Genomic DNA, 23761 nt, shown 5'->3' on the forward strand with positions numbered 1-23761 from the left:
CCCCGTGCGGGCCCGACGCGCCGGACGCCGGTGATCATCTCGGTGTCGCCCGACGACTCACCGTCTCCCCCCGCACCACGGACCGCCTCGGCGCTGTTCAGCTCACCGGACTTGCCTCGCCCCGTTCCGTCACGGCCCGGCGGTACCAGCAGCACAGGGACTCTGAGCTGATCCCGGGCTCCCGGGCGACGGCGGTGACCGTCCTGCCCGAGGAGCCGATGCGCCCGATCGCGCCCCGCTGGAAGTCCTCGGTGCGCCCCTCGGGAGATGATCATGGCGCGGTGCTGCCATCAGGCGCGAGGAAATGCCTGATGGCGCTACCTGTACGGCCCTGGTTCAGTCCCCGGACTCGCCCGCGTGCGGGCTCAGCACGTCCGTGCCCACCAGGACGTACAGCGCCAGACCGAGCACGATCCGGTAGATGACGAAGGGCATGAAGCTCCTGGTGGTGATGAACTTCATGAACCACGCGATCACCGCGTAGCCCACACCGAAGGCGACGAGGGTCGCGAAGATCGTCGGCCCCCAGGAGACGTGCCCCTCGGTGGCGTCCTTCAGCTCGTAGACGCCGGAGGCCAGCACGGCGGGGATCGCGAGCAGGAAGGAGTACCGCGCCGCCGCCTCGCGGGTGTAGCCCATGAGCAGGCCGCCGCTGATGGTCGCACCGGAGCGGGAGACGCCGGGGATCAGCGCCATCGCCTGGCACATCCCGTAGACGAGGCCGTCGCGCACGCTGAGGTTCCGCAGGGTCTTGCGCTCGCGCACGGCGCGGTGGCGCCCGCCCGCCTCGTCACGTGCGGCGAGGCGGTCCGCGATGCCGAGCACGATGCCCATCACGATCAGCGTGGTGGCGATCAGGCGCAGATCACGGAAGGGTCCCTCGATCTGGTCCTTGAGCGTCACCCCGAGCACACCGATCGGGATGGAGCCGACGATGACCAGCCACCCCACCTGGGCGTCGTGGTCCTGCCGCATCGCCTTGTCGGTGAGCGAGCGCGTCCAGGCGGACAGGATCCGGCCGATGTCCTTGCGGAAGTAGATCAGCACGGCGGTCTCCGTGCCGATCTGGGTGATCGCGGTGAACGCGGCACCCGGGTCCTGCCACCCCGCGAACGCGGCGGTCAGCCGCAGATGGGCGCTGGAGGAGATCGGCAGGAACTCGGTCAGCCCCTGGACGAGCCCGAGGATGAATGATTCGAACCAAGACATGGAAAGCTGTGCCACCCAAAGGGATCACGGGCGGTCCGGCGGACGCACGGACCGGCGCTGCTGAGGTATCGGTCGCCGCTGCCGGGGCCCCGAAGGACCCGCACCGGCATGGTCACGGGCAGGCGCGCTCCACGGTGGTCATTCGGACCCTTCGCTGACGTGTCCGACGGGTGGTCGGGCGCACCCCGCAGGGCCCCTCGACGCGCGCGGGGTGCACCGGTCGGGGGCAGCGTAGCGTCCCGAAATGACGGACCCTCCCGCGGGCCCCGCCCAGCGGACTCCCCCCGGGATCAGCCGGACGCCAGCCGGTGGCGCCTGCGCCAGGCGACCACCGCGGCCACGGCGCCCGAGGCCACGATGAAGCCGAGGGCGACGAGGAACACCGGCGAGTCCGGGGAGCCCGCCCGGCTCCCCGCCACCACGTACGCGGCGGTGTTCGGGATCGAGCCGAGGCCCGTCGCCAGCAGGAAGGGGGCGTAGCCCATCCGGGAGACGGCCGCGCAGTAGTTGGCCGCCGCGAAGGGCACCCCGGGGAAGAGGCGGACGGCCAGCATCGAGCGGAAGCCGTGGCGGCTCAGCTGCCCGTCCGCCGCGTGTATCAGCCGTCCGCGCAGCAGCGGCCGCAGGGCGTCCCGGCCCAGCACGCGCCCCAGGGTGAAGGCGATGCCGGCACCGAGGACCGTTCCGCCGAGCGCCGCCACCAGCCCCGCCTGCGACCCGAACAGGGCGCCCGCGGCGAGGTTCAGCACCGGCCGGGGCACGAAGGCGGCGGCACACACGCCGTACCCCGCGGCGTACAGCGCGACGGCCGCCGGGCCCGCGACCCGGAGCGGCCATCCCGAGGAGAGCAGGTGCTGCGGTTCGTACACCACCACCGCCGCCGCGGCCGCGGCGAGCAGCGCCAGGAGCACCGACAACCGGGACCAGGGGGAGGACAGGACCCGGGCCGTGCGGGCGGCCGGGCCGGAGGGGGGCCGGAGGGCGGGGGCGAGCATTCGGGGAGCGTAGCGGACGGGGGGACCGGGCCGCCGTGAGGTGCATCCCGTCGCGCCCGCCACCGCCCCGGCCGCTCCTCCCGGCCGGTCTCCCCGGCACGGCGGGGAGCACCGGGAAAACCGTTCGACGCGGCGCCCCGCCCTCCGGGACCATCGGGGCATGGTCCGGCACGCCTTCCCCGCAGCGCCGTCCGCCGTCGCGGACGCGCCGAAGGCTGCCGTGCTCCCGGCGGCGGCCGCGGCCGCCGCAGCCGCGGCCCTCGACGGCGCCCGAAGCTGACCCTTCCCGGACAGTCCCGCGGACCCCGCAGGGGGAGGGTCGGCAGGCCCAGGGGTCCCCACGGCATCCGGTTCCGGAAGGGAACAGCAGACCAGTCATGGCCAAGACGCCATTCGTGCGCACCAAGCCGCACCTCAACATCGGCACCATGGGGCACGTCGACCACGGGAAGACCACCCTGACCGCCGCCATCACCAAGGTGCTCAGCGAGCGCTCCGGCGGCACCACCTCCTACGTCGCCTTCGACCGCATCGACCGCGCCCCCGAGGAGGCGCGCCGCGGCATCACGATCGACCTCGCGCACGTCGAGTACGAGACCGGGACCCGGCACTACGCGCACGTCGACATGCCGGGCCACGCCGACTACGTGAAGAACATGGTCACCGGCGCCGCCCAACTGGACGGCGCGATCCTGGTGGTGTCGGCGCTCGACGGGGTCATGCCCCAGACGGCCGAGCACGTGCTGCTCGCCCGGCAGGTGGGCGTGGACCACATCGTGGTGGCGCTCAACAAGGCGGACGCGGGCGACGAGGACCTCACCGAACTCGTGGAGCTGGAAGTCCGCGAGCTGCTGACCGCGCACGGCTACGGGGGCGACGCCGCCCCCGTGGTGCGGGTCTCCGGCCTGCGCGCCCTTGAGGGCGACCCCCGCTGGACGGCCGCCGTCGAGGCGCTGCTCGACGCCGTGGACACCTACGTCCCGCTGCCCGTCCGGTACACCGACGCGCCCTTCCTGCTCCCGGTGGAGAACGTGCTCAGCATCACCGGCCGCGGGACCGTGGTCACGGGCGCGGTGGAGCGCGGCACCGTGTCCGTCGGGGACCGGGTGCAGGTGCTCGGCGTCGCCGACGCGGAGACGGTGGTCACCGGCCTGGAGACCTTCGGCAGGCCGATGGACTCCGCCGAGGCCGGCGACAACGTGGCCCTGCTGCTGCGGGGGCTGTCCCGGGACGCGGTCCGCCGCGGGCACGTGGTGGTCGCGCCCGGCAGTGTGCGGCCCGCGCGGCGCTTCACGGCGCGGGTCCACCTGCTCTCCACGCGGGAGGGCGGGCGCCGTACACCGGTCTCCTCCGGGTACCGGCCGCAGTTCTACCTGCGGACCGCGGACGTCGTCGGTGTCGTGGAGCTCGCGGGGGAGGGCCCGGCACACCCCGGGGAGACCGTCGAGATGACGGTCGAGCTCGGGCGGGACGTCCCGCTGGAGCCCGGTCTGGGCTTCGCCGTCCGCGAGGGCGGGCGCACCGTCGGTGCCGGCACGGTCACGGCGCCGGCCTGAGCGCCCGCGGCGCGCCCCCGAACGGCGCGGGCGGGCGGTCCTCCCCGGGGGGACCGCCCGCTCCCGCGGCCGGGGCCGCCCGGCAGAATGCTGTCCGTGAACGACCCGATCCCCGTGCTGCGCACCGTCGACGGCGGTACCGCGAGACTGCTGCCCGACGTGGACCGTGCGCGGGCCTGGCTGCTGACGCTCGACGGCTCCCCGCAGTCCTACGTCGACCTCGACGACCCGCTCCACCTGGAGTTCGAGTACGCCCGCAGGCTCGCCCACGCGGTGGACTGCGCGGCCGGGGAGGGGGAGCCGCTGGACGTGCTGCACCTGGGCGGCGGGGGGCTGAGCCTGCCCCGCTGGATCGCGGCGGTGCGCCCCGGCTCCCGCCAGGCCGTGGCCGAGTGGGACGGACCGCTGAACGAGCTGGTCGCCGACGTGCTGCCGCTGCCCCCGGGCTCGGGGGTCACGGTGCACACCGCGGACGCCCGCGCCCACCTGGAGTCGCGGCCCTCGGAGAGCGCCGACGCCGTGGTCGCCGACGTCTTCGGCGGCGCCCGCGTTCCCGCCCGGGTCACCTCGGTGGAGTACGCGCGGGAGGTGCGCCGCGTGCTGCGGCCGCGCGGGGTCTACGCGGCCAACCTGGCGGACGGGGCGCCCTTCGCCTTCCTCCGCTCCCAGCTGGCCACCTTCGCCGCGGTCTTCCCCGAACTGGCGCTGATCGCCGAGCCCTCGGTGCTGCGCGGCCGCCGCTTCGGCAACGCCGTGCTCGTGGCCTCCCGGGCACCGCTCGACACCGCCGCACTGGCCCGGCGGGCCGCGGCGGACGCCTTCCCCGCCCGCGTCGAGCACGGGCCCGCGCTGCGGCGCCTGACCGGCGATGCCCGCCCGGTCTCGGACGAGGAGGCGACGGACTCGCCCGAGCCGCCGGGCGGAGCGTTCTCCCTGGGCTGACGGCCGGCCTCCGGGTCCGGTGGGCCGTCGTGGAGCCCCGCGCCGCGCGCCCCGCCGGGACGGGGCGCGCGGCGCGGGGGGCGACCGGTCGCGGTCAGGAGGCCGGAGCGGGCTCCGCCAGGCGCACCGAACTCATGATCTTCTCGATCGTCGCGTCGTCCAGCTCGTCCTCGACGCCCGCGGCCGCGTAGAGCACCCAGGACTTGAAGTCGCCGTTCGGGTCCTTGAAGGAGAAGGCGACGGCCTTCCCGTCCGTCTCGCACTTGTGCGCCTTGGTGACACCGGTGGCGGTCGCCCTGGACATGCTGCCCTTCAGGCCCGAGGACGTCGTGTAGTCCACCGCCTTGGTGATCTTCACCTTCTTCGGCTCGGTCTGGGCGTAGGCCGCCCACACCCAGTTGCCGGCCTCGTTGTAGGCCGCCTCGGCCGTGTTCTTGGCGCCCTTTCCGCCCTTGGAGCCGGTACCGCTCAGGCTCCAGTCCTCGACCTTGCCGTCCTTGTCCGAGTCGTACTCGCACCAGCTGCTCTTGAGGAACGCGGGCGCGGTCATCATCACCGCGGGCGAGCCGTCGCCCTTCTCCTCGTCCTCGAAGCCGGAGGCCAAGCCGCTGCTGGCCACCTCCCAGTCCTGCGGGACGTCGAAGCGCGTGCCGTGCTTGGGGTTGGTGACGACCTTCCATCCCTCGATCACGGGCTCGGCCTCGCCCCCGGCGCGCGGGTTGTCCGCGGGGGCCGGGGACGCCGACCCGCCCGGCTCCTCGGAGGCGGAGGCCGAGGGGGCCGCGGCTGCGGTGCCGCCCTTGCCCGAGTCGCCGCCGTCGTCCTTGCCGAGCACCAGGTAGCCCGTCACCCCGGCCGCCGCGACGACCGCGGTGGCCGCGGCGATCGCGACGAGGGTCGTCCTCCGCCGGTCCTCGCGCCCCGGCCCGGGCGCGCCCGGAGGCTGCCCCGGGACCGCGTACTGGGGCGCGGTCGGCTGCTGGTAGGGGTTCGGCTGCTGGTACCCCGGCTGCTGGTAGGGGTTCGGCTGCTGGTACCCCGGCTGCTGGTACGGGTTCTGGTCCTGCGGGTTCTGCTCGCCCCCGGGCGGCTGCTGTCCTGGCCACATGGCCAGTAACCATAGAGGGACCCCTCCGCCGCCTGAGCGCCCACCCGGGGACGGCTGTGGCCAAGGGCGACTACTCGTGGGTAACATGCGGCGCATGAGCGCAGACGAGATGTCCCTGGGCGAGCTGCTCGCCGCCACGGTCCCCATGGTGAAGACCCTCAATCTGGAGTACCTGGAGACCACCCCCGAGCGGGCCGTGCTCCGGCTGCCCGACCAGCCCGAGTACCACAACCACGTCCAGGGCCCGCACGCGGGCGCCATGTTCACCCTGGCCGAGTCCGCGAGCGGCGCCATCGTGCTCGCCGCCTTCGGCGACCAGCTCTCGCGGGCCGTGCCGCTGCCCACCACCGCGCGGATCGACTTCAGGAAGATCGCCCGGGGCGTCGTCACCGCCACGGCCACCCTCGGCCGGCCCGCCGCCGACGTCGTCGCGGAACTGGACGCGGGCGAGCGCCCCGAGTTCCCGGTGAACGTCGCCATCACCCGCGAGGACGGCGCCGTCACCGGCGAGATGGACATCGTCTGGACGCTGCGCCCGAACGGCTGAGCCACCGTCCCGCCGCCGCCGCGCCGGACCCCGCGTCCCGTGCGGCGGCGCCGGCCGCCGGGGCCCTGACCGGCTCAGCCGCCCAGCGCCGCGCGGTGCTGCGCGGCGAGGTCCAGGTACGCCGCCGCGTTCACCCGGATGCCCTCGCGCTCCTCCTCCGTGAGCTCGCGCCGGACCTTCGCCGGGACCCCGGCCACCAGCGACCCCGGCGGGACCTGCATGCCCTGCGGCACCAGCGCCTGCGCGGCGATCAGCGAACCCGCCCCGATCCGCGCCCCGTTGAGCACCGTCGCACCCATCCCGACCAGCACGTCGTCCTCTACCGTGCAGCCGTGCAGCACCGCGTTGTGGCCCACCGAGACCCGCTCGCCGACGACCACGGGGAACCCGGGGTCCGTGTGCACCGTGCAGTTGTCCTGGATGTTGCTGTCCGCACCCACCGTGATCGGGCCCATGTCCGCCCGCAGGACGCTGTGGTACCAGACGCTCGCGCCCGCCGCCAGCACCACGTCCCCCAGTACCACCGAACCGGGCGCAGTGAAGGCCCCCTCGTCGACCCGGGGCCTGCTGCCGCCCACTTCCGCCACCAGTGCGCGCTCCGTCATCTGCCTCTCCTCGGGTGATCGTGCCGCCGGGCCGTCCCGCCGCGCCCACCGCACGGTAGGGGACGGCGGGGGCGCCCCGGCCACCGGGGCGCCCCCGCCCGCGTCCTGCGGCCGTCCGGCCCCGGTGCACGCGGCGGGGCCCCGGCCGCCGGGGCGCGGCTACCCGGCCACCGGGGTGAAGCGCACCGGCAGTTCCGTGGGCCCCCGCATCCACACCGAGGGCCGCCACGCCAGCTGCTCCGGCTCCACGGCCAGCACCACGTCCGGCAGCCGCTCCAGCAGTGTCTCCACCGCGGTGCGCGCCATCACGTCGGCCAGCAGCGGAGCCGGGTAGGGGCAGCGGTGCTCGCCGTTGCCGAAGGACAGGTGCGCCGCGTTCTCCGCCCCGACACGGCCGTCCGGCCAGATCCCCGGGTCCGTGTTGGCCGCTGCCAGCCCCAGCACCACGCAGTCGCCCGCCCGGATGCGCCGCCCGGCGAGCGTGGTGTCCCGCACCGCCCACCTGCCGATGAAGTTCTGTATGGGGGTGTCCAGCCACAGCACCTCGTTGAGCGCCTGCCCCACGCTCAGCCTCCCGCCGGACACCCGCAGCGCGAACCGGTCGTCGGTCAGCAGCAGCCGCAGGGTGTTGCCGATCCAGTTCCCGGTCGGCTGCTGGGCCCCGGCGATCAACGCGATCAGGTCCTGCACGACCTGCTCGTCCGTCAGCGCGGCAGGATGCGCCAGCATCCGGGAGGCCACGTCCGGGCCGGGAGCGGCGCGCTTGTCCTGCACGAGCCGCTGGATGCGCGCCTGCACCCGGGCGTAGGCGCCGACCGGGTCGTCGCCCTCCCCGACGTCCAGCGAGACTCCCAGGTCGCGCACCAGCTCCTCGGCGTCCGGACCCCGGTCGGGCAACCCGCACATCCGGATCGCCGCCCGCATCGGCAGGGCGTGCGCGTAACGGGCCATCAACTCGGCCTCCCCGCACCCGGCGAAGCCGTCGATGAGCAGCTCCGCGATCCGTCGGCAGCCGTGCGCCAGCTCGAACTGGTCGACCGCCTCCAGCGCCTCGGTGATCACCCCCGCGCGCAGCTGGTGCTCGGCCCCCTCGGTGAACAGCACCGAGGGCCGGTACCCCACGAACGGCAGCAGCGGCCAGTCCGGCGGGACGGAGCCCCACCGGTTCCAGCGCCGCGAGTCCCGGGCGAACAACTCGTCGTGGGCGGTGACATAGCCGAGCTCGGCATACCCGAGGACCAGCCAGGCGGGCACGTCCCCGTCGAGGAGCACCGGCGCCACGCCGCCGTGGCGGCGGCGCAGTTCACGGTAGAGCGCGGCCGGTGCCCGCTGGTACTCCGGACCGCCCAGCCGCACCGCGGCCTCGGCGGGGCGGTCCGCGCCGGGCGGTGCGGGTGCGGGTGGTGTGGCGTCGTTCATGGCTTCCCTTCCCGGGCCCCGGCCAGTGCGCGGAGATGGTCGACGAGGGTGATCAGCACGTGCTTGCCGGAGGAGCGGACCCGGGCGTCGCAGTCGATCAGGGGCACCCCCGGGCCCAGGGAGAGCGCCTGGCGGATCTCGCCCAGCGAGAAGGCGGCGAGGTCGCCGTCGAAGCGGTTCACGGCGACGACGAAGGGGGTGCCGTGGTGCTCCAGGCGGTCGACGGCGTACCAGGAGTCGCTCATCCGGCGGGTGTCGACCAGCACCACCGCGCCGAGGGTGCCGGAGAACAGCCGGTCCCACAGGAACCAGAAGCGCTCCTGTCCGGGGGCCCCGAACAGGTAGAGCACCCTGCGCTCGTCCAGGCTGATGCGGCCGAAGTCGAACGCGACCGTGGTGGTGCTCTTGCGGCCCACGCCCGCCGTCTCGTCGACGCCGACCCCGGCCCGGGTCATCACCTCCTCGGTGTTCAGCGGGCGGATCTCGCTGACGGAGCGGACCAGGGTCGTCTTGCCCACGCCGAAGCCCCCCACGACCACGATCTTCAGTCCGGTGTCGGCCGCGCGGCCGAGGGGGACGCGGGCGGCCGGGACGGTCCCGGCGGGGGCGTCAGAGCCTGCGGAGTCCATGCAGCACCTCCTCCAGGAGCGCGGAGTCGGGCAGCGGCACGCCCGCTCCGGCCCCCTGCTGCGGATGGCGTGCGGTGATGCGTCCGGTGGCGAGCAGGTCGCCGAGGAGGATCCGGACGACGGTCACCGGCATGCCCAGGTCCGCCGAGATCTCCACGACCGCGGAGGGCGTGCGGCACAGCCGCAGGATCCGGACGTGCTCGGACTGCATCCAGGGGGCCGGATCGCTCTCGGCCACGATCAGCGTGACGAGGTCGAAGGCGTCGCCGTCGGCGCGGCTGCGCCCGCCGGTCACGGTGTAGAGCCGCTCCGGATCGCCCACCTCGACGGGGCGGCGCGTCATGAGGCGGGGGCCTCCTGCACGGTCAGCCGCGGCTCGGCCCGCAGGTGGTCGCCGATCTGCTCGACCAGTGCGGTCATGTGGTGGCCCACCACACCGGGGTCGGCGCCGCCCTCGGCGACCACGCCCAGGTGCGCCCCGTCGCCCGCCTCCACGATGAACAGCAGGCCGCCGTGGAACTCGGTCATCGAGTGCCGCACGCCGCCGCTTCCGTCGCCGAACTCCGCGGACGCGCCCTGGGCGAGGGCCTGGATGCCGGAGCAGATGGCCGCCAGCTGGTCGGCCTGGTCGAGGGTCAGGTGCGGGCTCCAGCAGAGCTTCAGTCCGTCGCGGGAGAGCACCAGCGCATGGCGGGTGCCCGGAGTCCGCTCCAGCAGGCTCTCCAGGAACCAGGTCAGGCTGTTGTCGGTGGTCTGCATGATGTCGCTGGGCCTCGTCCCGGCCGGTGGCCGGGCGGCGGGCCGCTCCTCCTGTCTGGTACGGGACGTCGGGCCGTCGCGGAAACGTCCCCGGGACGGGTCCGCGGAGTGGCGGGGGACCGGGCCCCCGGCCGGGCTCAGGAGGCCCCGGCGGGCGGGTGCCCCGGGGTCCGGGGCTCGGGCACGGCCCGGGCGGCGCCCGGGTCCGGCGCGGTGTTCCCCGGGTCCGCCGTCCGGGGCTGCGGGCGGTGCGCCCCGTCTGCGCTCCCACGCCCGGCCCGGGCCTCGCCCTCCGGCGAGCCGGGGGGCCGGGCGCGGGCCAGGCCCTCGGCGAAGGCTCCGAAGCGCGCACCGGCGTCCCCCGCCTCCCGGGCACGCGGCGGCGACTGCCCCGGGTCGTGGCGGCCGCGGTCCGCGGCCGCCATGGTGCGGCCCGGGGGCCGGACCGGGAGCCCGCCCGGGGTGGCCACCCGCCGGTCCGCGGCCGGGGGAGGCGGTCCGGGGACGGCCCGGGAGGTGCCGGCGCCCGGCGCGGCGGTCGCGCCCGCGGGGAGCGGTGCACGCTCCGCGGGACGGGCCGGTGCGCTGCCCGACCCGGACCCCGCCGCCGTCGGGGCCGAGGGCTCCGGTGTGAGGACGTCGGTGCCGGGGGCGGGCTCCCCGGTCCCCGCGCCCCCGGGCCGCGAGAGCACCTGCGGGGGGAAGAGCACGACCACTCCGGTGCCGCCGCGGGAGGAGGGCCGGAAGCTGACGCTCAGCCCGTAGCGGGAGGCGATGCGGCCGACGACGGTCAGACCCAGCCGGGTCCCCTGGAGCCGGGCGAGGTCGTCGGAGCGCCCGGAGACGGCCTCCTCGGCCCGGCGCATGGCGGCGTCGGCCATCTTCAGACCGCTGTCCTCGATGGTCACCACCAGCCCCGCGGTCCGCTCCTCCACGTAGACGTGCACCTCGTCGACGGGGGGCGAGAAGTTGGCCGCGTTGTCCATGAGTTCGGCGAGCAGGTGCATCACCCCTTCGGCGGCGAACCCGGCCACGCAGGCGGTGCCGGAGGAGTGCAGCCGCACCCGCCGGTAGGCGGCGATCCGCCCGGCGGCCCCGCGGAGCACGCTCTCCAGGGGAAGGGGCCTGTTCCACGCCCGGCTCGCGCGGCCGCCCATGAGCAGGGCGAGCCGGTCGGTGAGCAGGCCCAGCTGGGAGGTGCTGTGGTCCAGGCGGAGCAGGTCGCCGAAGACCTCCTCGCCGTGCCGGTCCTGCATCTCCCGCAGATCGGCCAGCATGGACACCACCGCGGCCTGCACCCTGCTCAGCGCTCGGGCACCCGCTTCCCGGGCCGCGGCTGCGCGTCGCTCGCCCAGGGCCAGTTCGCGCACGGTCGCCTCGGCGAGCACCCTCAGCCGGCCGTCGGGCGGCAGTTCCAGCCGGCCGAGGACGGTGTCGGCGGAGGAGCCGTCGCGCAGGCGGGCGACGGCGGCGGGCAGGGTCACCGCGGTCAGCCGGTCGACCCCGTCGGCGGCCAGCGCCAGCTGCCGTACGGCGCGTCCGCCGTCGTCCGCCGCCTGCCGCGTCCGCCGGGCGGCGTCCTCCAGCTCCTGGGCGAGCAGTCGCAGCAGGCGGTGCAACCGGGGGTCCTGCGGCGGCGGCAGCGAGGCGAGCACCCGGGCCGCCGGCTCCCCGTCGCGCAGCCGCGCGGCGAGGGCGGGCAGGGCGGTGTCGGCCAGCTGTGCGGACTCGGCTGCGGCCCGGGCGGCGCGGGCCCGCAGGGTGCGCAGTTCGGCCTCGGAGGCCGCGGCGGCGCGGCGGGCCCGGTTCACGGCACCCGCCCCCGCGACGACCGCCGCCGCGAGGCAGAGCCAGGCCGCGCACACGGTCGCGGCCGCCCAGGGGCCCGCCGCCCCGGGCGCCGCGGCGACCGCTGCGGCACCGGCGGCGGCGGCCGCGGCGACGAGGGCGGCCTGGGCGGCCGCGGACACCGGCCGCGGTGCGTGGCTCCTGCGTTGCGGGGGAGTGGCTGGCACTGGCATTGCGCGATCCCTCGCTGCTCTCGTGCGGGATGTTCACCTGGAACGGGACGGGCCGCCCGTCGACCCGGGGCGGCCGGTGGCGCGGCGGTCGCCCCGGGAGGCGGCGGAGGCCGCGGCGTCAGGTCCGCGATCGCGCCCTGCCTGATGGTTGCCGGGAGTGATCGCTCGTGTGCGTGCGGTGCTCATGCTAGCCACGGGGGTGTCCCGCGCCGGCGGGAGCGCGCGTATGTCCACAGAACGGTGGAAGCCCGTGCGAAGTCGCGCGCGGGGGCGCGTTCCCGTGGTAGACCGCGGGTCGCGGGGCGCGTGGAGCCGGTCGTGCGCCGGGGGCGCGTGTGGGGTGAACGTCACAGCGCACCAGGGCCTTTGCGTCCGGGAGCCCGACTACCGTGTGCGGGTGCCCAGGAACCGAAACACGTCCTCCCCGCTCGCCGCGTGGCGGCGGCGTGTCCTCGCGCGTGCCGTCCACCGCGGGTGGCGGTGGGTGCAGGAGGCCGGGTCCGTCACCGCGTCCCACCCCGGGCGGCTGCGCTTCCGCCGCATCGGCGAGGGCACCCGCCTGGCGTTCCCGCAGGGGACGGTGTTCGGCGAGCGGTGGATCGAGCTCGGGGCACACTGCATCATCGCCGAGCAGGTGACCCTGACCGCCGGGATGATGCCCGGACTCGACCTCGGGCCCGACGCGATCCTGACCCTCGGGGACGGGGTGGTGCTCGGTCGCGGCAGCCATGTCATCGCCGACACCCGGGTGTCCATCGGCTCGGACACCTACTGCGGGCCGTACGTCTACATCACCTCCACCAACCACAGCTACGACGACCCCGAGCAGCCGGTGGGCCGCCAGTGGCCGCGCGCCGACCCGGTGGAGATCGGTCCCGGGTGCTGGCTGGGCACGGGGGCGGTGGTCCTCCCGGGCGCGCGCCTCGGGCGCAACGTGGTGGTCGCGGCCGGGGCCGTGGTGCGCGGCGAGGTGCCCGACCACGCCGTGGTCGCCGGGGCGCCGGCCCGGGTCGTCCGGCGCTGGGACCCGGAGGCCGGCTGGCAGCCGCCGCTGCGCACGCCCGCCCCGGTGCCCGTCCCCGAGGGCGTCACCCCCGAGCAGCTGCTGGCGCTCGCCGAGCTGGAGGAGGGCTGAGGCGGCGCCGCCGTGCCCGTCGGCGCGGCGGCCGGCCGGCTCTCAGCCCGTGGCGAGCAGGACCGTGCCCATCAGCGCCAGACCGGCACCGGCGGCCTGGATCGCCCGCACCCGCTCGCGCAGCAGCACCAGCGCGGCGAGCACCGTGACCACGGGGTAGAGGTTGGCCAGCACGGCCGCCATGGTGACCGGTCCGAGCTGCGCCGCCGTCGCGTAGGTGCCGTTGGCCGCGACGTCCGCCAGGCCGACGAAGGCCAGGGCCGGCAGTGAGGCCGCCACCACGGCCAGGCCCCCCTCGGCGGGCAGGGCCCGCCCGCCGCGCCGCACCGAGACCCACAGGGCCGCGCCGCCCACCGCGACATTGGCGACCCGCTGGACGAAGAGGGCCAGAAAGAGCCCCGTGACGCTGGTGGAGGCCTCCGCGATCAGGGCCATCACGGCGCCGAAGCCGAAGGCGGCGACCAGTGTCAGCCAGATCGCCTGGCGCTGCACCGGTGCCCCGCGCAGTTCGGGTCCGCCGGCCAGCACCACTCCCGCGACGGCCACGCCGATGCCCGCGAACTGCAGCAGCCCCGGCCGCTCGCCGAGCAGCAGTCCGACGCCGACGGGGACCGCCACACCCAGGGAGCCGAGGGGGGAGACCACGCCCATGGGGCCGAGTGCGAGGGCCTTGTAGAAGGAGAGCATCGCCACGGGGCCGACCACCCCGGCCGCCGCGGCGTACCAGAGGCGGGGGCCGGCCTCCGCGAACCCGCCCGTGGCGAGAACCACCGCACCGAGGACGACCACGGCGATCGACTGGGAGGCCACCACCACGGTCAGTGCCGGCATGCGACGGGTGAGCAGGCCCCCGCCGAAGTCCGCCAGCCCCCACAGGAGGCTCGTCGCCAGCGCGAAGAGTGCGGTCATCAGGGGCCTCGCAGTACAGTGTGTTGAACGGTGGAGTGCACCACACGGTAGTGCAGTCCATTGCATCCTGTCATTCACTATATTGGACGGACCGTGTCTGACCTCGACCAGCTCACGCAGTCCCTCGCCCGCAACCTCAAGCACTGGCGGAGCGAACGCGGCTTCACCCTGGACGCCCTCGCGGCCCGCTCCGGCGTCAGCCGGGGCATGATCATCCAGATCGAGCAGGCGCGCACCAACCCCAGTGTCGGCACCACCGTGAAGCTCGCCGACGCCCTCGGCGTCAGCATCACCACCCTGCTCGACCACCAGCAGTGCGCCCAGGTGCGCCTCGTCCCCCCGGAGCAGGCCGTGCGGATGTGGTCCACCTCCACGGGCAGCTCCACCACCCTGCTGGTGGGCAGCGAGCGCGGCGGACCCCTGGAGCTCTGGTCCTGGCGGCTGACGCCCGGCGACGAGAGCGCCTCCGACCCCCACCCCGACGGCACCACCGAACTGATCCACGTGACCGCCGGGGTGCTCACCCTGATCGCCGACGGCCAGGAGCACACCGTCCCGGCGGGCACCTCGGCCACCTTCGAGGCCAATGTCGCGCACACCTACCGCAACGACGGGGACGAGACCGTGGAGCTGATGATGGCCGTCTCGGTGCCCCCGGTGCGCTGAGGCGGGGCGCGCCGGGGGCTGGCGCGCCCGGCGCCGGGAGCGCGGGGCGCCCGACGCCGGGGAGTCGCCGGGCACGCCCCACCCGACGGGGGCCCGCCCGGCACGCCCCGCCGGGGCGGTTCAGCCCAGGCGGGGGAGTTCGATCGCCGGGCAGCGGTCCATCACCATGTCCAGCCCGGCCGCCCGCGTACGGGCGTACGCCTCCGCGTCGACCACCCCCAGCTGGAACCAGACGGCCCGGGCGCCCACCGCCACGGCCTCGTCGGCCACGCGGCCCGCGTGCTCCGTGTTCACGAACACGTCCACCACGTCGACGCCGAAGGGGATGTCCGCGAGCGAGGCGTACCCCTTTTCGCCGTGCACCGTCTCGGCCTTCGGGTGCACCGGCACGATCCGCTTGCCGTGCTGCTGCAGCGTCCGCGCCACGCCCCACGCCGCGCGCGCCCGGTTGCCGGACAGCCCCACCACCGCCCAGGTGTCGCCCGTGTCGTTCAGGATCCGGCGGATCGTCTCCTCGTCAGCGTCCATGCCCGCACAACCCGGCGCGACCCGTCGGGCATTCCCGCGCCGGGTACGCCGTCCGCAGGCCCCTCCCGGCGCCCGGGCGGCACCGCCGGGCGCATAGGGTGGCGGGATGCAGGACCAGTACCGGACGGTCGCCCGCGAGGGCGTCCACGAGAGCGAGATCAACCGCTCGCGCTTCCTCTGCGCCCTCGCCCCCGCGGCGACGGAGGAGGAGGCGCAGGCGTTCGTCGCCCGCATCCGCAGGGAGCACCCCGCGGCCACGCACAACTGCTACGCCTACGTCGTCGGCGCCGACGCCTCCGTGCAGAAGGCGAGCGACGACGGCGAACCCGGCGGAACCGCGGGCGTTCCGATGCTCCAGATGCTCCTGCGCCGCGAGGTCCGCTACACCGCCGCCGTCGTCACCCGCTACTACGGGGGCGTGAAGCTGGGCGCGGGCGGCCTGATCCGCGCCTACGGAGGCGCGGTCGGCGAAGCGCTCGACGCCCTCGGCACCGTCACCCGCCGGCGCTTCCGCATCCTCGCGGTCACCGTCGACCACCAGCGCGCGGGCAAGCTGGAGAACGACCTCCGGGCCACCGGGCGCACCGTCCGCGAGGTCTCCTACGGCCACGCGGTCCGCATCGAGATCGGGCTGCCCGACGCCGAGGTCGGGGCCTTCACCGCCTGGCTCGCCGACGCCACCGCGGGCACCGCCGCCCTGGAGATCGGCGGCGAGGCCTACGGCGATGCGTGACCCGCACCGCACCCCGTCCGCCGCGCCCGCCCCCGATGTCCGACCCCGCCGATACCCTCACCGATCATGAGACTCCTGCACACCTCGGACTGGCACCTGGGGCGGTCGCTGCACCGGGTGAGCATGCTCGACGCCCAGGCCGCCTTCCTCGACCACCTCGTGGCCACCGCCCGCGACCGGGAGGTGGACGCGGTGCTCGTCGCCGGGGACGTCTACGACCGCGCGGTGCCCCCGCTCGCGGCCGTGGAGCTCTTCGACTCCGCGCTCCACCGCCTCGCCGAGGCCGGCGTCCCCACCGTGATGATCTCCGGCAACCACGACTCCGCGCGCCGTCTCGGCGTCGCCGCCGGACTGATCGAACGGGCCGGGATCCACCTGCGCACCGACCCCGCCGGCTGCGCCGCCCCCGTGCTCCTCGACGACGCCCACGGCCCCGTCGCCCTCTACGGCCTGCCCTATCTGGAACCCGCCCTCGTCAAGGACGAGTTCGGCACCGACAGGGCCGCACACGAGAGCGTGCTCGCCGCGGCCATGCGGCGCGTCCGCGAGGACCTCGCCGGCCGTCCCCCCGGCACCCGGTCCGTCGTCCTCGCCCACGCCTTCGTCCAGGGAGGGCAGGAGAGCGAGAGCGAGCGGGACATCACCGTCGGGGGAGTCGCCGCCGTCCCCGCGGGCGTCTTCCACGGCGTCGACTACGTCGCCCTCGGCCACCTCCACGGCTGCCAGACCCTCACCGAGCGGATCCGCTACTCCGGCTCCCCCCTCGCCTACTCGTTCTCCGAGGCCGCCCACCGCAAGTCCCTCTGGCTCGTGGACCTCGGCCCCGGCGGCGAGCTGTCCGCGGAACGGGTCGACTGCCCCGTCCCCCGCCGCCTCGCCCGGCTCCGCGGCACCCTCGACTCCCTCCTCGCCGACCCCGCCCACGCCCGCCACGAGGACGCCTTCGTCGAAGCGGTGCTCACCGACCCCGTGCGCCCCGCCGACCCCATGGCCCGCCTGTGCGAGCGCTTCCCCCACACGCTGAGCCTCGCCTTCGCGCCCGAACGCGCCGGGCAGGACGACACCGCCGGCTACGCCCGGCGGCTCGCCGGCCGCAGCGACCAGCAGATCGCGGAGGACTTCGTGGCCCATGTGCGCGGCGGCAGCGCCCCCGACGCCGAGGAGCGCGCCGTCCTCCGCGACGCCCTCGACGCCGTCCGCGTCGACGGCCGGGTGCGCGAGGTGGCCGGGTGAGGCTCCACCGGCTGACCGCGACCGCCTTCGGCCCCTTCGCCACCGCCCAGCACGTCGACTTCGACACCCTCTCCGAGGCCGGGCTGTTCCTCCTGCACGGCCAGACGGGCGCGGGCAAGACCTCCGTCCTCGACGCCGTGTGCTTCGCCCTCTACGGAGCCGTGCCGGGCGCCCGGCAGAGCCCCGGCGCCTCCCTCCGCAGCGACCACGCCGACGCCCGCACACCCACCGAGGTCCGGCTCGACCTCACGGTCGGCGGCCGTCGCCTGGAGATCACCCGCAGACCCGCCCAGCCGCGCCCCAAGGCCCGCGGCACCGGACTCACCACCGAGCGGGCCCAGAGCCTGCTGCGCGAGTACGACGCCGCCACCGCCACGTGGAAGGCGCTCAGCCGCTCGCACCAGGAGATCGGCGAGGAGGTCACCCGCCTCGTCGGCATGAGCCGGGAGCAGTTCTGCCAGGTCGTGCTGCTGCCGCAGGGGGACTTCGCGCGCTTCCTGCGTGCCGACGCCGAGTCCCGGGCCAAGCTCCTCGGACGGCTCTTCGACACCCGCCGCTTCGCCGCCGTGGAGGAGCGCCTCGCGGAACTGCGGCGCGCCGCCGAGCAGCAGGTGCGCGCGGGCGACGAGCGCCTGCTCGCGCTCGCCCACCGCATGGAGCAGGCCGCCCACGCGCCCCGGGACGGCGAACGCGCCCTGCCGCGGCTCCGCCCCGGGGACCCCGGACTCGCCGGGGCCGTCCTCGCCTGGGCCGCCCTCGCCCGGGTGGAGGCGCGCGAGGAGCACGACGCCGCGCTCCTGCGCGCACAGGCCGCGGAGTCGCGGCAGGCCGGCGCCCGCGCCGCCCTCGACGCCGCCCGCGAACGGGCCCGTCTTCAGCGCCGGCACGCCGAGACCGCCGGCCGCCTGGAGGCCCTGGAGGCCGCCCGCCCCCGCCACGAGGCACGCCTGGCCCGTGTGGACCGCGCCCTGCGGGCCGGGCCCGTGCTGCCCGCGCTCCGCCTCGGGCAGGACGCGGACCGCGCCCTCGCCGAGGCCCGGGACGGCCACGACCGCGCGCGGGCGGCCCTCCTCCCCGCCGACCGCGCCGCCGCCCCGGGCACCGGAGCGGAGCCCGGCCCCGAGGCGCCGGCCGAGCGGGAGCACGCCCTGCGCCGGGAGCTGGGCGCCCTGGAGTCCGCCCGCCGTGCGGAGCGGCGCGCCGAGGAGATCGTCCGGGAGCGCGCCCTGCTGGAGCGTGAGGCCCTGGCCGACGAGGAGGCGCTGGCGGAGGCGTCCGCCTGGCTCGCGGGCTGGGAGGCCCTGCGGCGCGGCCACCTCGACCGCATCGCCGCCGCGCAGGAGGCCGCCACCCGCGCCGAGCACCTCGCGGGCCGCCTCGCCCCCGCCCGCGAACGCCGGGACGCCGCCCGCGAACGCGACGAACTCACCGCCCGCGCCGAGCAGGCCGCGTCCCGGCTCCACCGGCTGCACGGCGCGGCCAACGAGGCGCGCAGCCACTGGCTGGACCTCAAGGAGCGCCGGGTCCTCGGCATCGCCGCCGAACTCGCCTCGGCCCTCGCGCCCGGAGCCCCCTGCGCCGTCTGCGGCTCCACCGACCACCCCGCCCCCGCGCAGGCGTCCGCCGGCCACGTCGACCGCGCGGCCGAGGACGCGGCGTACGCCGAGAGCCGTCGTGCCGAGGAGCGCCGCGCGGAGGGCGAGCGCGCACTCGCCGTGCTCGGCGAGGCCCGCGCAGGTGCCGCCGCCCGTGCCCGGGGGGCGGCGCCCGCCGCGCCGGGCGGCTCCCGTGCCGCCTCCGACGGGCCTGCCGCCGCCCCCGGGGCGCCGAAGGCGCCGGAGGACGGCGGCGCGCACCTGCGCACCGCCCTCGCCGTCCCCGGCACGGACGACCCCGGCCGGGCAGGGGTGCCGGGACCCCGGGGGGCGGAGGACGAGCCCTCGGCCGGGGAGCTGGGGCGGGCGGTCGAGGAGCTGGAGCGCGCCCTCGCCGAGGCCCGCCGCGCGGCCGCCGCGAGCCACCCGGCACGGGCGGCGCTGGAGCGGGCCGAGCGGGAGCACGGCGAACGCAGCGACGCCCGCCACCTGGCCGAGCAGCGGATCGCGGCCCGCACCTCCCGCCGCGAGGCCCTCGACCGGGAGCAGGACCTCGTCGACGAGGAGCTTCAGCGGGCCCGCGGCGACGCCGGGACGGTCGCCGAGCGCGCCGCGCAGCTGGAGCGGCGCCTCGCGCTGCTCGCCGCGGCGGGCGAGGAGGTGCGCACCCTGGCCACCGCCGAACGGCAGCGCGAGGAGGCCGCCGAGCACCTGGACGCCGCCCTGCGCGAGGCGGGCTTCGCCACGGCGGAGGACGCGCGCGAGGCCGCCCTGGCCCCGCCCGAACTGGAGGAGCTCCGGGCGGCGGTCGACGCCTGGCGGACGGAGCACGCGGCCGTGGCGGAGCGCATGGCCGAGACCGACACCCGGGCGGCGGCCGGCCTCGCCCCGGCCGACCTCCCGGCCGCCGAGGCGGCGGCCGGGCGGGCCGAACGCACCCTGCGCGAGGCCGCCGAACGGCTCGCGGCCGCGCGGGAGCGGTCGGCGGCGCTCGACGGGCTCTCCCGCGAGGCGACCGCGGAGGTCCGCCGACTCGGCCCGGTGCGCGAGCGCTACGACCGGGTCGCCGCCCTGGCCGCGCTCACGGCGGGCACCTCCTCGGACAACGAGCGCCGGATGCGCCTGGAGTCCTACGTCCTGGCCGCCCGGCTCGAACAGGTGGCCGCCGCCGCGACGGTGAGGCTCCAGCGGATGTCCTCGGGCCGCTACACCCTGGTGCACTCGGACGCCCGGGCCGGCGCCCGCCGCGCCGGGCTGGGCCTGCACGTGGTCGACGCCTGGACGGGCCGCGAGCGGGACACGGCCACGCTCTCGGGCGGCGAGACCTTCTTCGCCTCCCTCGCCCTCGCCCTCGGCCTCGCCGACGTGGTGACCGACGAGGCGGGCGGGATGCGCCTGGACACCCTCTTCATCGACGAGGGCTTCGGCAGCCTCGACGACCAGACCCTCGACGAGGTCCTCGACGTGCTGGACTCGCTGCGCGAGCGGGACCGCAGCGTCGGCATCGTCAGTCACGTGCCCGACCTGCGCCGCCGCATCCCCGCGCAGCTGGAGGTGGTCAAGGCCCGTACGGGCTCGGCCGTCCGCCTGCGCACGGGAGCGCCGGCGGGCTGACGGCGGCGGGGCCGGGCGGCCGTCGGAGGGCTGCGGTGCTCCCGCCCGGTCCGCGCTTCCCCTTCCGCGCCGCGCCCTCGCGACCGGGCACGGCCCTCGTCGGGGTGCGGGGTCTCACGGGCCCTTCGTCCGGCGCCCGCGGCCGGCGTGCCCGCCGCCCGCCGCCGCAGGGGCCGGGTGTCAGCCGCCCACCGCACGCCGCGGCAGGGGGGAGGAGTACACCACGCTCGTGGTGACCGAGCCGAGGGCGCCGATCCTCCCCGACACCTCCTCCAGGTGCCGCATCGAGCGGGCGGTGACCTTGAGCACGAAGCAGTCGTCACCCGTCACATGGTGTGCCTCGACGATCTCCGGCGTCGTCTCCAGCAGGTCGTGGAAGGGCTTGTAGTTGCCGTTCGGGTAGCGCAGCCGCACGAACGCCAGGACCGGAAGCCCCAGCCGCTCGGGTTCGACCACGGCCGCGTAGCCCGTGATGACACCCGCGTCCTCCAGCCGCCGGACCCGTTCGGTGACCGCGCTCGCCGACATGGCCACCTCCCTGGCGAGCTGGGTGAAGCCGATGCGGCCCTGCGCCTGGAGGACCGCCAGGATGCGCCGATCCGTGGTGTCCGGTGAATATCCCGTCATCCGTCGATGATGACAGGGGATTCCACGGCCGATCACGGTGGACCCCGTGGAAGATGCCTTCAGCACGGCGAGAAGCAGCCATAGGTTTTCCGTCATGAACAGCACACCGCAGCCCACCGCCCCCCGGACCGACTGCCCCGTCCTGCGGGTTCCGCCCGCTTCGCCCGAGGCCGCCGCCGCCCACTTCCGGGCGAGCCTGGCCTTCCACACCGACGTCGCCGACGTCGCCGCCGCCCTGGCCGCGCCGGGCGGGCCCGGGTTCGTCCTCGTCGACTCCCGTTCCACCGAGGCGTGGGACCAGGGGCACGTCCCCGGCGCGGTCCACCTCCCCACCGCCCTCGTACCCGAGCAGGCGGAGCGGCTGCTCGACCGGGCGGTCCCGGTGGTGGCCTACTGCTGGGGGCCCGGATGCGACGGCGCCGCCCGCTCGGCCCTCGCCCTCGCCGAACGCGGCTTCCGGGTCAAGGAGATGCTCGGCGGTTTCGAGTACTGGGCCCGCGAGGGCTTCGCCTACGACACGGCCCGGGGGCCCGAGCGCCGCTCACCGGACCCCCTGACCGCCCCCACCGCCCCGGGCACCTGCGGCTGCTGACTCCCGGCCGGCACACGCATGCGGCGCGTGCCGGGCCCCTCCGCGGGAGCGGCGCGGAGGGGCCCGGTGCCGGTCAGAGCCGGGAGAGCTCGTCCACCAGGTCGTCCAGCCCGAGCGACCCCTGGGACAGCGCGGCCATGTGCCAGGCCTTCGCGTCGAAGCCGTCACCGTGCGCACGCCGCGCGTTCTCCCGGCCCAGCAGCCAGGCGCGCTCGCCCAGCTTGTAGCCGATCGCCTGGCCCGGCATGGAGAGGTAGCGGGTCAGCTCGCTCTCCACGAAGTCGGCGGGGCGTCCGCTGTGCGCGCCGAAGAACTCCTGCGCGAGCTCCGGCGTCCACCGCTCCCCGGGGTGGAAGGGGGAGTCCGCCGGGATCTCCAGCTCCAGGTGCATGCCGATGTCCACGATCACCCGGCAGGCCCGCATCATCTGCGCGTCCAGGTAGCCCAGGCGGCGCTCCGCGTCCGGGAGGAAGCCCAGCTCGTCCATCAGGCGCTCGGCGTACAGCGCCCAGCCCTCGCAGTTGGCGCTGACCGTGCCGATGGTGGCCTGGTAGCGGGAGAGGCGGTCGGCCACGTGCACCCACTGCGCGAGCTGGAGGTGGTGGCCCGGTACGCCCTCGTGGTACCAGGTGGACACCAGGTCGTACACCGGGAACCGGGACTCGCCCATGGTCGGCAGCCAGGTGCGGCCCGGCCGGGAGAAGTCCTCCGAGGGGGGCGTGTAGTAGGGGGCCGCGGCGCCTCCGGGCGGCGCGATGCACGACTCCACCCGGCGTACCCGGTCGGCGAGGTCGAAGTGGGTGCCGTCGAGCGCGTCGATCGCCTCGTCCATCAGCTTCTGCAGCCAGACGCGCACCTCCTCCTCGCCCTCGATGTGCTCGCCGTGCTCGTCGAGGTGGGCGAGCGCCTCCCAGGGGCCCGCGCCGGGCAGGATCCGCGCGGCCTCCGCCCGCATCTCGGCGAGCAGCCGGTGGTACTCGGACCAGCCGTAGGCGTAGGCCTCGTCGAGGTCGAGGTCGGTGCCGTTGAAGTAGCGCGACCAGCGGGCGTACCGTTCGCGGCCCACGGTCTCGGGCGCCCCCTGGACCGCCGGCGCGTACACCTCCCGCATCCAGTCCCGCAGGGACACCAGCGCCTCGGTCGCCCCGCGGGCCGCGACGTCCAGCTCCACCCGCAGGGAGGCGGGCCCCCCGGCGGCGAACTCCTCGAACCAGCCGCGGCCGCCGCCGATCCACTCGGTCAGCTGGCCGACGAAGGTGGCGGTCGCCCGGGGGCCGCCGTAGAGCCCGCGGTCGAGTCCGAGGGCCAGCGAGGCGCGGTATCCGTCCAGGGCCCTCGGGACGGCCCGCAGCCGCTCCGCGACGGCCGACCAGTCCTCCTCCGTCGCGGTCGGCGTGACCGTGAAGACCTCCCGCACCGCGTGGGCGGGCGAGTGGATGTTGCTCACCGTCCGCAGCCCCTCGCCCGCCTCGTGGACGGCGAGTTCGGCGGTGAGGCGCTCGCGCAGCAGGCGCGCGCAGCGCCGCTCGGTCTCGGCCTCGGCGCCGGGCAGCCGTTCCGCCGCGGCGAGCAGGTCCAGGGTGCGGCGCCCGAGTGCGGCCACCTCCTCCCGGCCGGCGGGGGAGAAGTCGGGGAGCAGCCCGGAGCTCTCCGGGATCCCCAGGTACGTACCGGTGATCGGGTCGAGTTCGACGAGTGCGTCGACGTAGGCGTCGGCGACCTGGCGCGGCAGCGCGGTGCTGGAAGTGGCTGGCATGGGGCCATCCTGGTACGCGGGCGGCCGCCGCGTCATCACCCTTCGCCGCGGGTGGCCTGACGTGCCGGGGCCGGCGGCAGCAGCGGACCGCACTCCCACTGCTGGAATATCAGCCTCGTCTCCACCCGGGCCACTTCCCGCTGCGAGGTGAACTCGTCCAGAACCAGACGTTGGAGGTCCGCCATGTCGGACACCGCGACGTGCACCAGGTAGTCGTCGGGGCCGGTGAGGTGGAAGAGGGCGAGCGACTCCGGCAGTGCCCTGATGCGCTCGACGAACGGTCCGATCAGCTCCCGGCGGTGCGGCCGCACCTGGACCATCAGCAGGGCCTGGAGTCCGCGTCCCAGGCGGGCGGGGTCGAGGGCCAGCCGGTGCCCGGTGATAACGCCGGAGCGGCGGAGCCGGGCGACCCGGTCCAGGCAGGTGGAGGGCGCCACCCCGACCTCGGCGGCCAGATCGCGGTAGGTGGTCCGGGCGTCGTTCTGAAGGAGCCGGAGAATGTGGAGATCCACCGGGTCCAGTGCGACGGATTCGGCCATGCGCCGAACGTAGCACGGGGTCAGGGGGCTACTTCTCGGTAACT

General features: G+C 75.9%; 23 protein-coding genes. 9 read left to right on the forward strand and 14 right to left on the reverse strand.

Features of this window, described 5'->3' with window-relative positions:
- Positions 1-336 precede the first annotated feature (336 nt).
- Positions 337-1209, reverse strand: coding sequence for an undecaprenyl-diphosphate phosphatase (locus NPS70_RS17845; protein WP_256525273.1), 873 nt, complete (start codon positions 1207-1209; stop codon positions 337-339).
- A gap of 290 nt (positions 1210-1499) precedes the next feature.
- Positions 1500-2204: a TVP38/TMEM64 family protein gene (locus NPS70_RS17850; RefSeq protein ID WP_256525274.1), complete on the reverse strand. Its 705-nt coding sequence runs from the start codon at positions 2202-2204 to the stop codon at positions 1500-1502.
- Positions 2205-2581: 377 nt separating this feature from the next.
- Between NPS70_RS17850 and tuf the strand changes: the two genes are divergently transcribed.
- Positions 2582-3760, forward strand: a complete 1179-nt coding sequence (gene tuf / locus NPS70_RS17855) for an elongation factor Tu (protein WP_256525275.1) — start codon at positions 2582-2584, stop codon at positions 3758-3760.
- A gap of 96 nt (positions 3761-3856) precedes the next feature.
- Positions 3857-4702 (forward strand): fused MFS/spermidine synthase, encoded by an 846-nt coding sequence (locus NPS70_RS17860; protein ID WP_256525276.1) that lies wholly within the window; start codon positions 3857-3859, stop codon positions 4700-4702.
- Between the two features lie 94 nt (positions 4703-4796).
- On the opposite strand, the gene NPS70_RS17865 is transcribed toward NPS70_RS17860, so the two are convergent.
- On the reverse strand, positions 4797-5810 hold the full coding sequence (locus NPS70_RS17865; RefSeq protein ID WP_256525277.1) for a hypothetical protein: 1014 nt from the start codon (positions 5808-5810) through the stop codon (positions 4797-4799).
- Positions 5811-5919: 109 nt separating this feature from the next.
- Here NPS70_RS17865 and NPS70_RS17870 point away from each other — a divergent pair, with 109 nt between their 5' ends.
- The gene (locus NPS70_RS17870; protein WP_256525351.1) at positions 5920-6357 is read left to right on the forward strand and encodes a DUF4442 domain-containing protein; all 438 of its coding nucleotides are present in this window, start codon (positions 5920-5922) and stop codon (positions 6355-6357) included.
- Between the two features lie 74 nt (positions 6358-6431).
- Here the strand turns inward: NPS70_RS17870 and NPS70_RS17875 are convergent, their stop codons facing one another.
- The 6 genes from NPS70_RS17875 to NPS70_RS17900 form a co-directional block, all read right to left on the reverse strand.
- Positions 6432-6962, reverse strand: coding sequence for a gamma carbonic anhydrase family protein (locus NPS70_RS17875; protein WP_256525278.1), 531 nt, complete (start codon positions 6960-6962; stop codon positions 6432-6434).
- A gap of 159 nt (positions 6963-7121) precedes the next feature.
- The gene (locus tag NPS70_RS17880) at positions 7122-8381 is read right to left on the reverse strand and encodes a cytochrome P450 (RefSeq protein WP_256525279.1); all 1260 of its coding nucleotides are present in this window, start codon (positions 8379-8381) and stop codon (positions 7122-7124) included.
- Complete coding sequence (locus NPS70_RS17885) at positions 8378-9010, reverse strand: ATP/GTP-binding protein (protein WP_256525280.1); 633 nt, start codon at positions 9008-9010, stop codon at positions 8378-8380. Before NPS70_RS17885 ends, NPS70_RS17880 begins: the two co-directional genes overlap by 4 nt.
- Positions 8991-9353 (reverse strand): DUF742 domain-containing protein, encoded by a 363-nt coding sequence (locus NPS70_RS17890; RefSeq protein WP_256525281.1) that lies wholly within the window; start codon positions 9351-9353, stop codon positions 8991-8993. The genes NPS70_RS17885 and NPS70_RS17890 overlap by 20 nt, the downstream gene beginning before the upstream one ends.
- On the reverse strand, positions 9350-9769 hold the full coding sequence (locus NPS70_RS17895; RefSeq protein ID WP_256525282.1) for a roadblock/LC7 domain-containing protein: 420 nt from the start codon (positions 9767-9769) through the stop codon (positions 9350-9352). Before NPS70_RS17895 ends, NPS70_RS17890 begins: the two co-directional genes overlap by 4 nt.
- 137 nt (positions 9770-9906) lie before the next feature.
- Complete coding sequence (locus NPS70_RS17900) at positions 9907-11790, reverse strand: ATP-binding protein (RefSeq protein WP_256525283.1); 1884 nt, start codon at positions 11788-11790, stop codon at positions 9907-9909.
- Between the two features lie 397 nt (positions 11791-12187).
- On the opposite strand from NPS70_RS17900, the gene NPS70_RS17905 reads away from it, so the two are divergent.
- Positions 12188-12925 (forward strand): acyltransferase, encoded by a 738-nt coding sequence (locus NPS70_RS17905; protein WP_256525284.1) that lies wholly within the window; start codon positions 12188-12190, stop codon positions 12923-12925.
- A 42-nt stretch (positions 12926-12967) separates the two neighbouring features.
- Here NPS70_RS17905 and NPS70_RS17910 read toward each other — a convergent pair whose 3' ends face one another.
- Complete coding sequence (locus NPS70_RS17910) at positions 12968-13834, reverse strand: DMT family transporter (protein WP_256525285.1); 867 nt, start codon at positions 13832-13834, stop codon at positions 12968-12970.
- Positions 13835-13927: 93 nt separating this feature from the next.
- Here NPS70_RS17910 and NPS70_RS17915 point away from each other — a divergent pair, with 93 nt between their 5' ends.
- On the forward strand, positions 13928-14500 hold the full coding sequence (locus tag NPS70_RS17915; protein WP_256525286.1) for an XRE family transcriptional regulator: 573 nt from the start codon (positions 13928-13930) through the stop codon (positions 14498-14500).
- Positions 14501-14620: 120 nt separating this feature from the next.
- On the opposite strand, the gene NPS70_RS17920 is transcribed toward NPS70_RS17915, so the two are convergent.
- Complete coding sequence (locus tag NPS70_RS17920) at positions 14621-15028, reverse strand: CoA-binding protein (protein WP_256525287.1); 408 nt, start codon at positions 15026-15028, stop codon at positions 14621-14623.
- A 106-nt stretch (positions 15029-15134) separates the two neighbouring features.
- On the opposite strand from NPS70_RS17920, the gene NPS70_RS17925 reads away from it, so the two are divergent.
- From NPS70_RS17925 to NPS70_RS17935, 3 genes are all read left to right on the forward strand, one after another.
- Entirely contained in the window at positions 15135-15761 is a 627-nt protein-coding gene (locus NPS70_RS17925) for a YigZ family protein (RefSeq protein ID WP_256525288.1), read from the forward strand.
- A gap of 66 nt (positions 15762-15827) precedes the next feature.
- Positions 15828-16994, forward strand: a complete 1167-nt coding sequence (locus NPS70_RS17930; RefSeq protein WP_256525289.1) for an exonuclease SbcCD subunit D — start codon at positions 15828-15830, stop codon at positions 16992-16994.
- Positions 16991-20203: an AAA family ATPase gene (locus NPS70_RS17935; protein ID WP_256525290.1), complete on the forward strand. Its 3213-nt coding sequence runs from the start codon at positions 16991-16993 to the stop codon at positions 20201-20203. Before NPS70_RS17930 ends, NPS70_RS17935 begins: the two co-directional genes overlap by 4 nt.
- A gap of 180 nt (positions 20204-20383) precedes the next feature.
- On the opposite strand, the gene NPS70_RS17940 is transcribed toward NPS70_RS17935, so the two are convergent.
- Entirely contained in the window at positions 20384-20830 is a 447-nt protein-coding gene (locus tag NPS70_RS17940; protein WP_256525291.1) for an Lrp/AsnC family transcriptional regulator, read from the reverse strand.
- A 94-nt stretch (positions 20831-20924) separates the two neighbouring features.
- Between NPS70_RS17940 and NPS70_RS17945 the strand changes: the two genes are divergently transcribed.
- Entirely contained in the window at positions 20925-21422 is a 498-nt protein-coding gene (locus tag NPS70_RS17945) for a rhodanese-like domain-containing protein (protein ID WP_256525292.1), read from the forward strand.
- Between the two features lie 73 nt (positions 21423-21495).
- Here the strand turns inward: NPS70_RS17945 and NPS70_RS17950 are convergent, their stop codons facing one another.
- Together NPS70_RS17950 and NPS70_RS17955 are read right to left on the reverse strand one after the other, a co-directional pair.
- Positions 21496-23178 carry a DUF885 domain-containing protein gene (locus NPS70_RS17950; protein ID WP_256525294.1) on the reverse strand — a complete coding sequence of 561 codons (1683 nt, stop codon included), beginning with the start codon at positions 23176-23178 and terminating at the stop codon, positions 21496-21498.
- A gap of 35 nt (positions 23179-23213) precedes the next feature.
- The gene (locus NPS70_RS17955) at positions 23214-23717 is read right to left on the reverse strand and encodes an Lrp/AsnC family transcriptional regulator (protein ID WP_256525295.1); all 504 of its coding nucleotides are present in this window, start codon (positions 23715-23717) and stop codon (positions 23214-23216) included.
- Positions 23718-23761 lie beyond the last annotated feature (44 nt).

This window comes from Streptomyces sp. C10-9-1, assembly GCF_024497955.1.
Taxonomy (GTDB): domain Bacteria; phylum Actinomycetota; class Actinomycetes; order Streptomycetales; family Streptomycetaceae; genus Streptomyces; species Streptomyces sanyensis.

Excerpts from the sequence above, each read along its gene's own strand:
- NPS70_RS17845 (WP_256525273.1), bottom strand. The coding sequence starts at position 1,209 with ATGTCTTGGTTCGAATCATTCATCCTCGGGCTCGTCCAGGGGCTGACC.
- NPS70_RS17850 (WP_256525274.1), bottom strand. The coding sequence starts at position 2,204 with ATGCTCGCCCCCGCCCTCCGGCCCCCCTCCGGCCCGGCCGCCCGCACG.
- tuf (WP_256525275.1), top strand. The coding sequence starts at position 2,582 with ATGGCCAAGACGCCATTCGTGCGCACCAAGCCGCACCTCAACATCGGC.
- NPS70_RS17865 (WP_256525277.1), bottom strand. The coding sequence starts at position 5,810 with ATGTGGCCAGGACAGCAGCCGCCCGGGGGCGAGCAGAACCCGCAGGAC.
- NPS70_RS17870 (WP_256525351.1), top strand. The coding sequence starts at position 5,920 with ATGTCCCTGGGCGAGCTGCTCGCCGCCACGGTCCCCATGGTGAAGACC.
- NPS70_RS17875 (WP_256525278.1), bottom strand. The coding sequence starts at position 6,962 with ATGACGGAGCGCGCACTGGTGGCGGAAGTGGGCGGCAGCAGGCCCCGG.
- NPS70_RS17880 (WP_256525279.1), bottom strand. The coding sequence starts at position 8,381 with ATGAACGACGCCACACCACCCGCACCCGCACCGCCCGGCGCGGACCGC.
- NPS70_RS17885 (WP_256525280.1), bottom strand. The coding sequence starts at position 9,010 with ATGGACTCCGCAGGCTCTGACGCCCCCGCCGGGACCGTCCCGGCCGCC.
- NPS70_RS17890 (WP_256525281.1), bottom strand. The coding sequence starts at position 9,353 with ATGACGCGCCGCCCCGTCGAGGTGGGCGATCCGGAGCGGCTCTACACC.
- NPS70_RS17895 (WP_256525282.1), bottom strand. The coding sequence starts at position 9,769 with ATGCAGACCACCGACAACAGCCTGACCTGGTTCCTGGAGAGCCTGCTG.
- NPS70_RS17900 (WP_256525283.1), bottom strand. The coding sequence starts at position 11,790 with ATGCCAGTGCCAGCCACTCCCCCGCAACGCAGGAGCCACGCACCGCGG.
- NPS70_RS17910 (WP_256525285.1), bottom strand. The coding sequence starts at position 13,834 with ATGACCGCACTCTTCGCGCTGGCGACGAGCCTCCTGTGGGGGCTGGCG.
- NPS70_RS17920 (WP_256525287.1), bottom strand. The coding sequence starts at position 15,028 with ATGGACGCTGACGAGGAGACGATCCGCCGGATCCTGAACGACACGGGC.
- NPS70_RS17925 (WP_256525288.1), top strand. The coding sequence starts at position 15,135 with ATGCAGGACCAGTACCGGACGGTCGCCCGCGAGGGCGTCCACGAGAGC.
- NPS70_RS17930 (WP_256525289.1), top strand. The coding sequence starts at position 15,828 with ATGAGACTCCTGCACACCTCGGACTGGCACCTGGGGCGGTCGCTGCAC.
- NPS70_RS17940 (WP_256525291.1), bottom strand. The coding sequence starts at position 20,830 with ATGACGGGATATTCACCGGACACCACGGATCGGCGCATCCTGGCGGTC.
- NPS70_RS17945 (WP_256525292.1), top strand. The coding sequence starts at position 20,925 with ATGAACAGCACACCGCAGCCCACCGCCCCCCGGACCGACTGCCCCGTC.
- NPS70_RS17950 (WP_256525294.1), bottom strand. The coding sequence starts at position 23,178 with ATGCCAGCCACTTCCAGCACCGCGCTGCCGCGCCAGGTCGCCGACGCC.
- NPS70_RS17955 (WP_256525295.1), bottom strand. The coding sequence starts at position 23,717 with ATGGCCGAATCCGTCGCACTGGACCCGGTGGATCTCCACATTCTCCGG.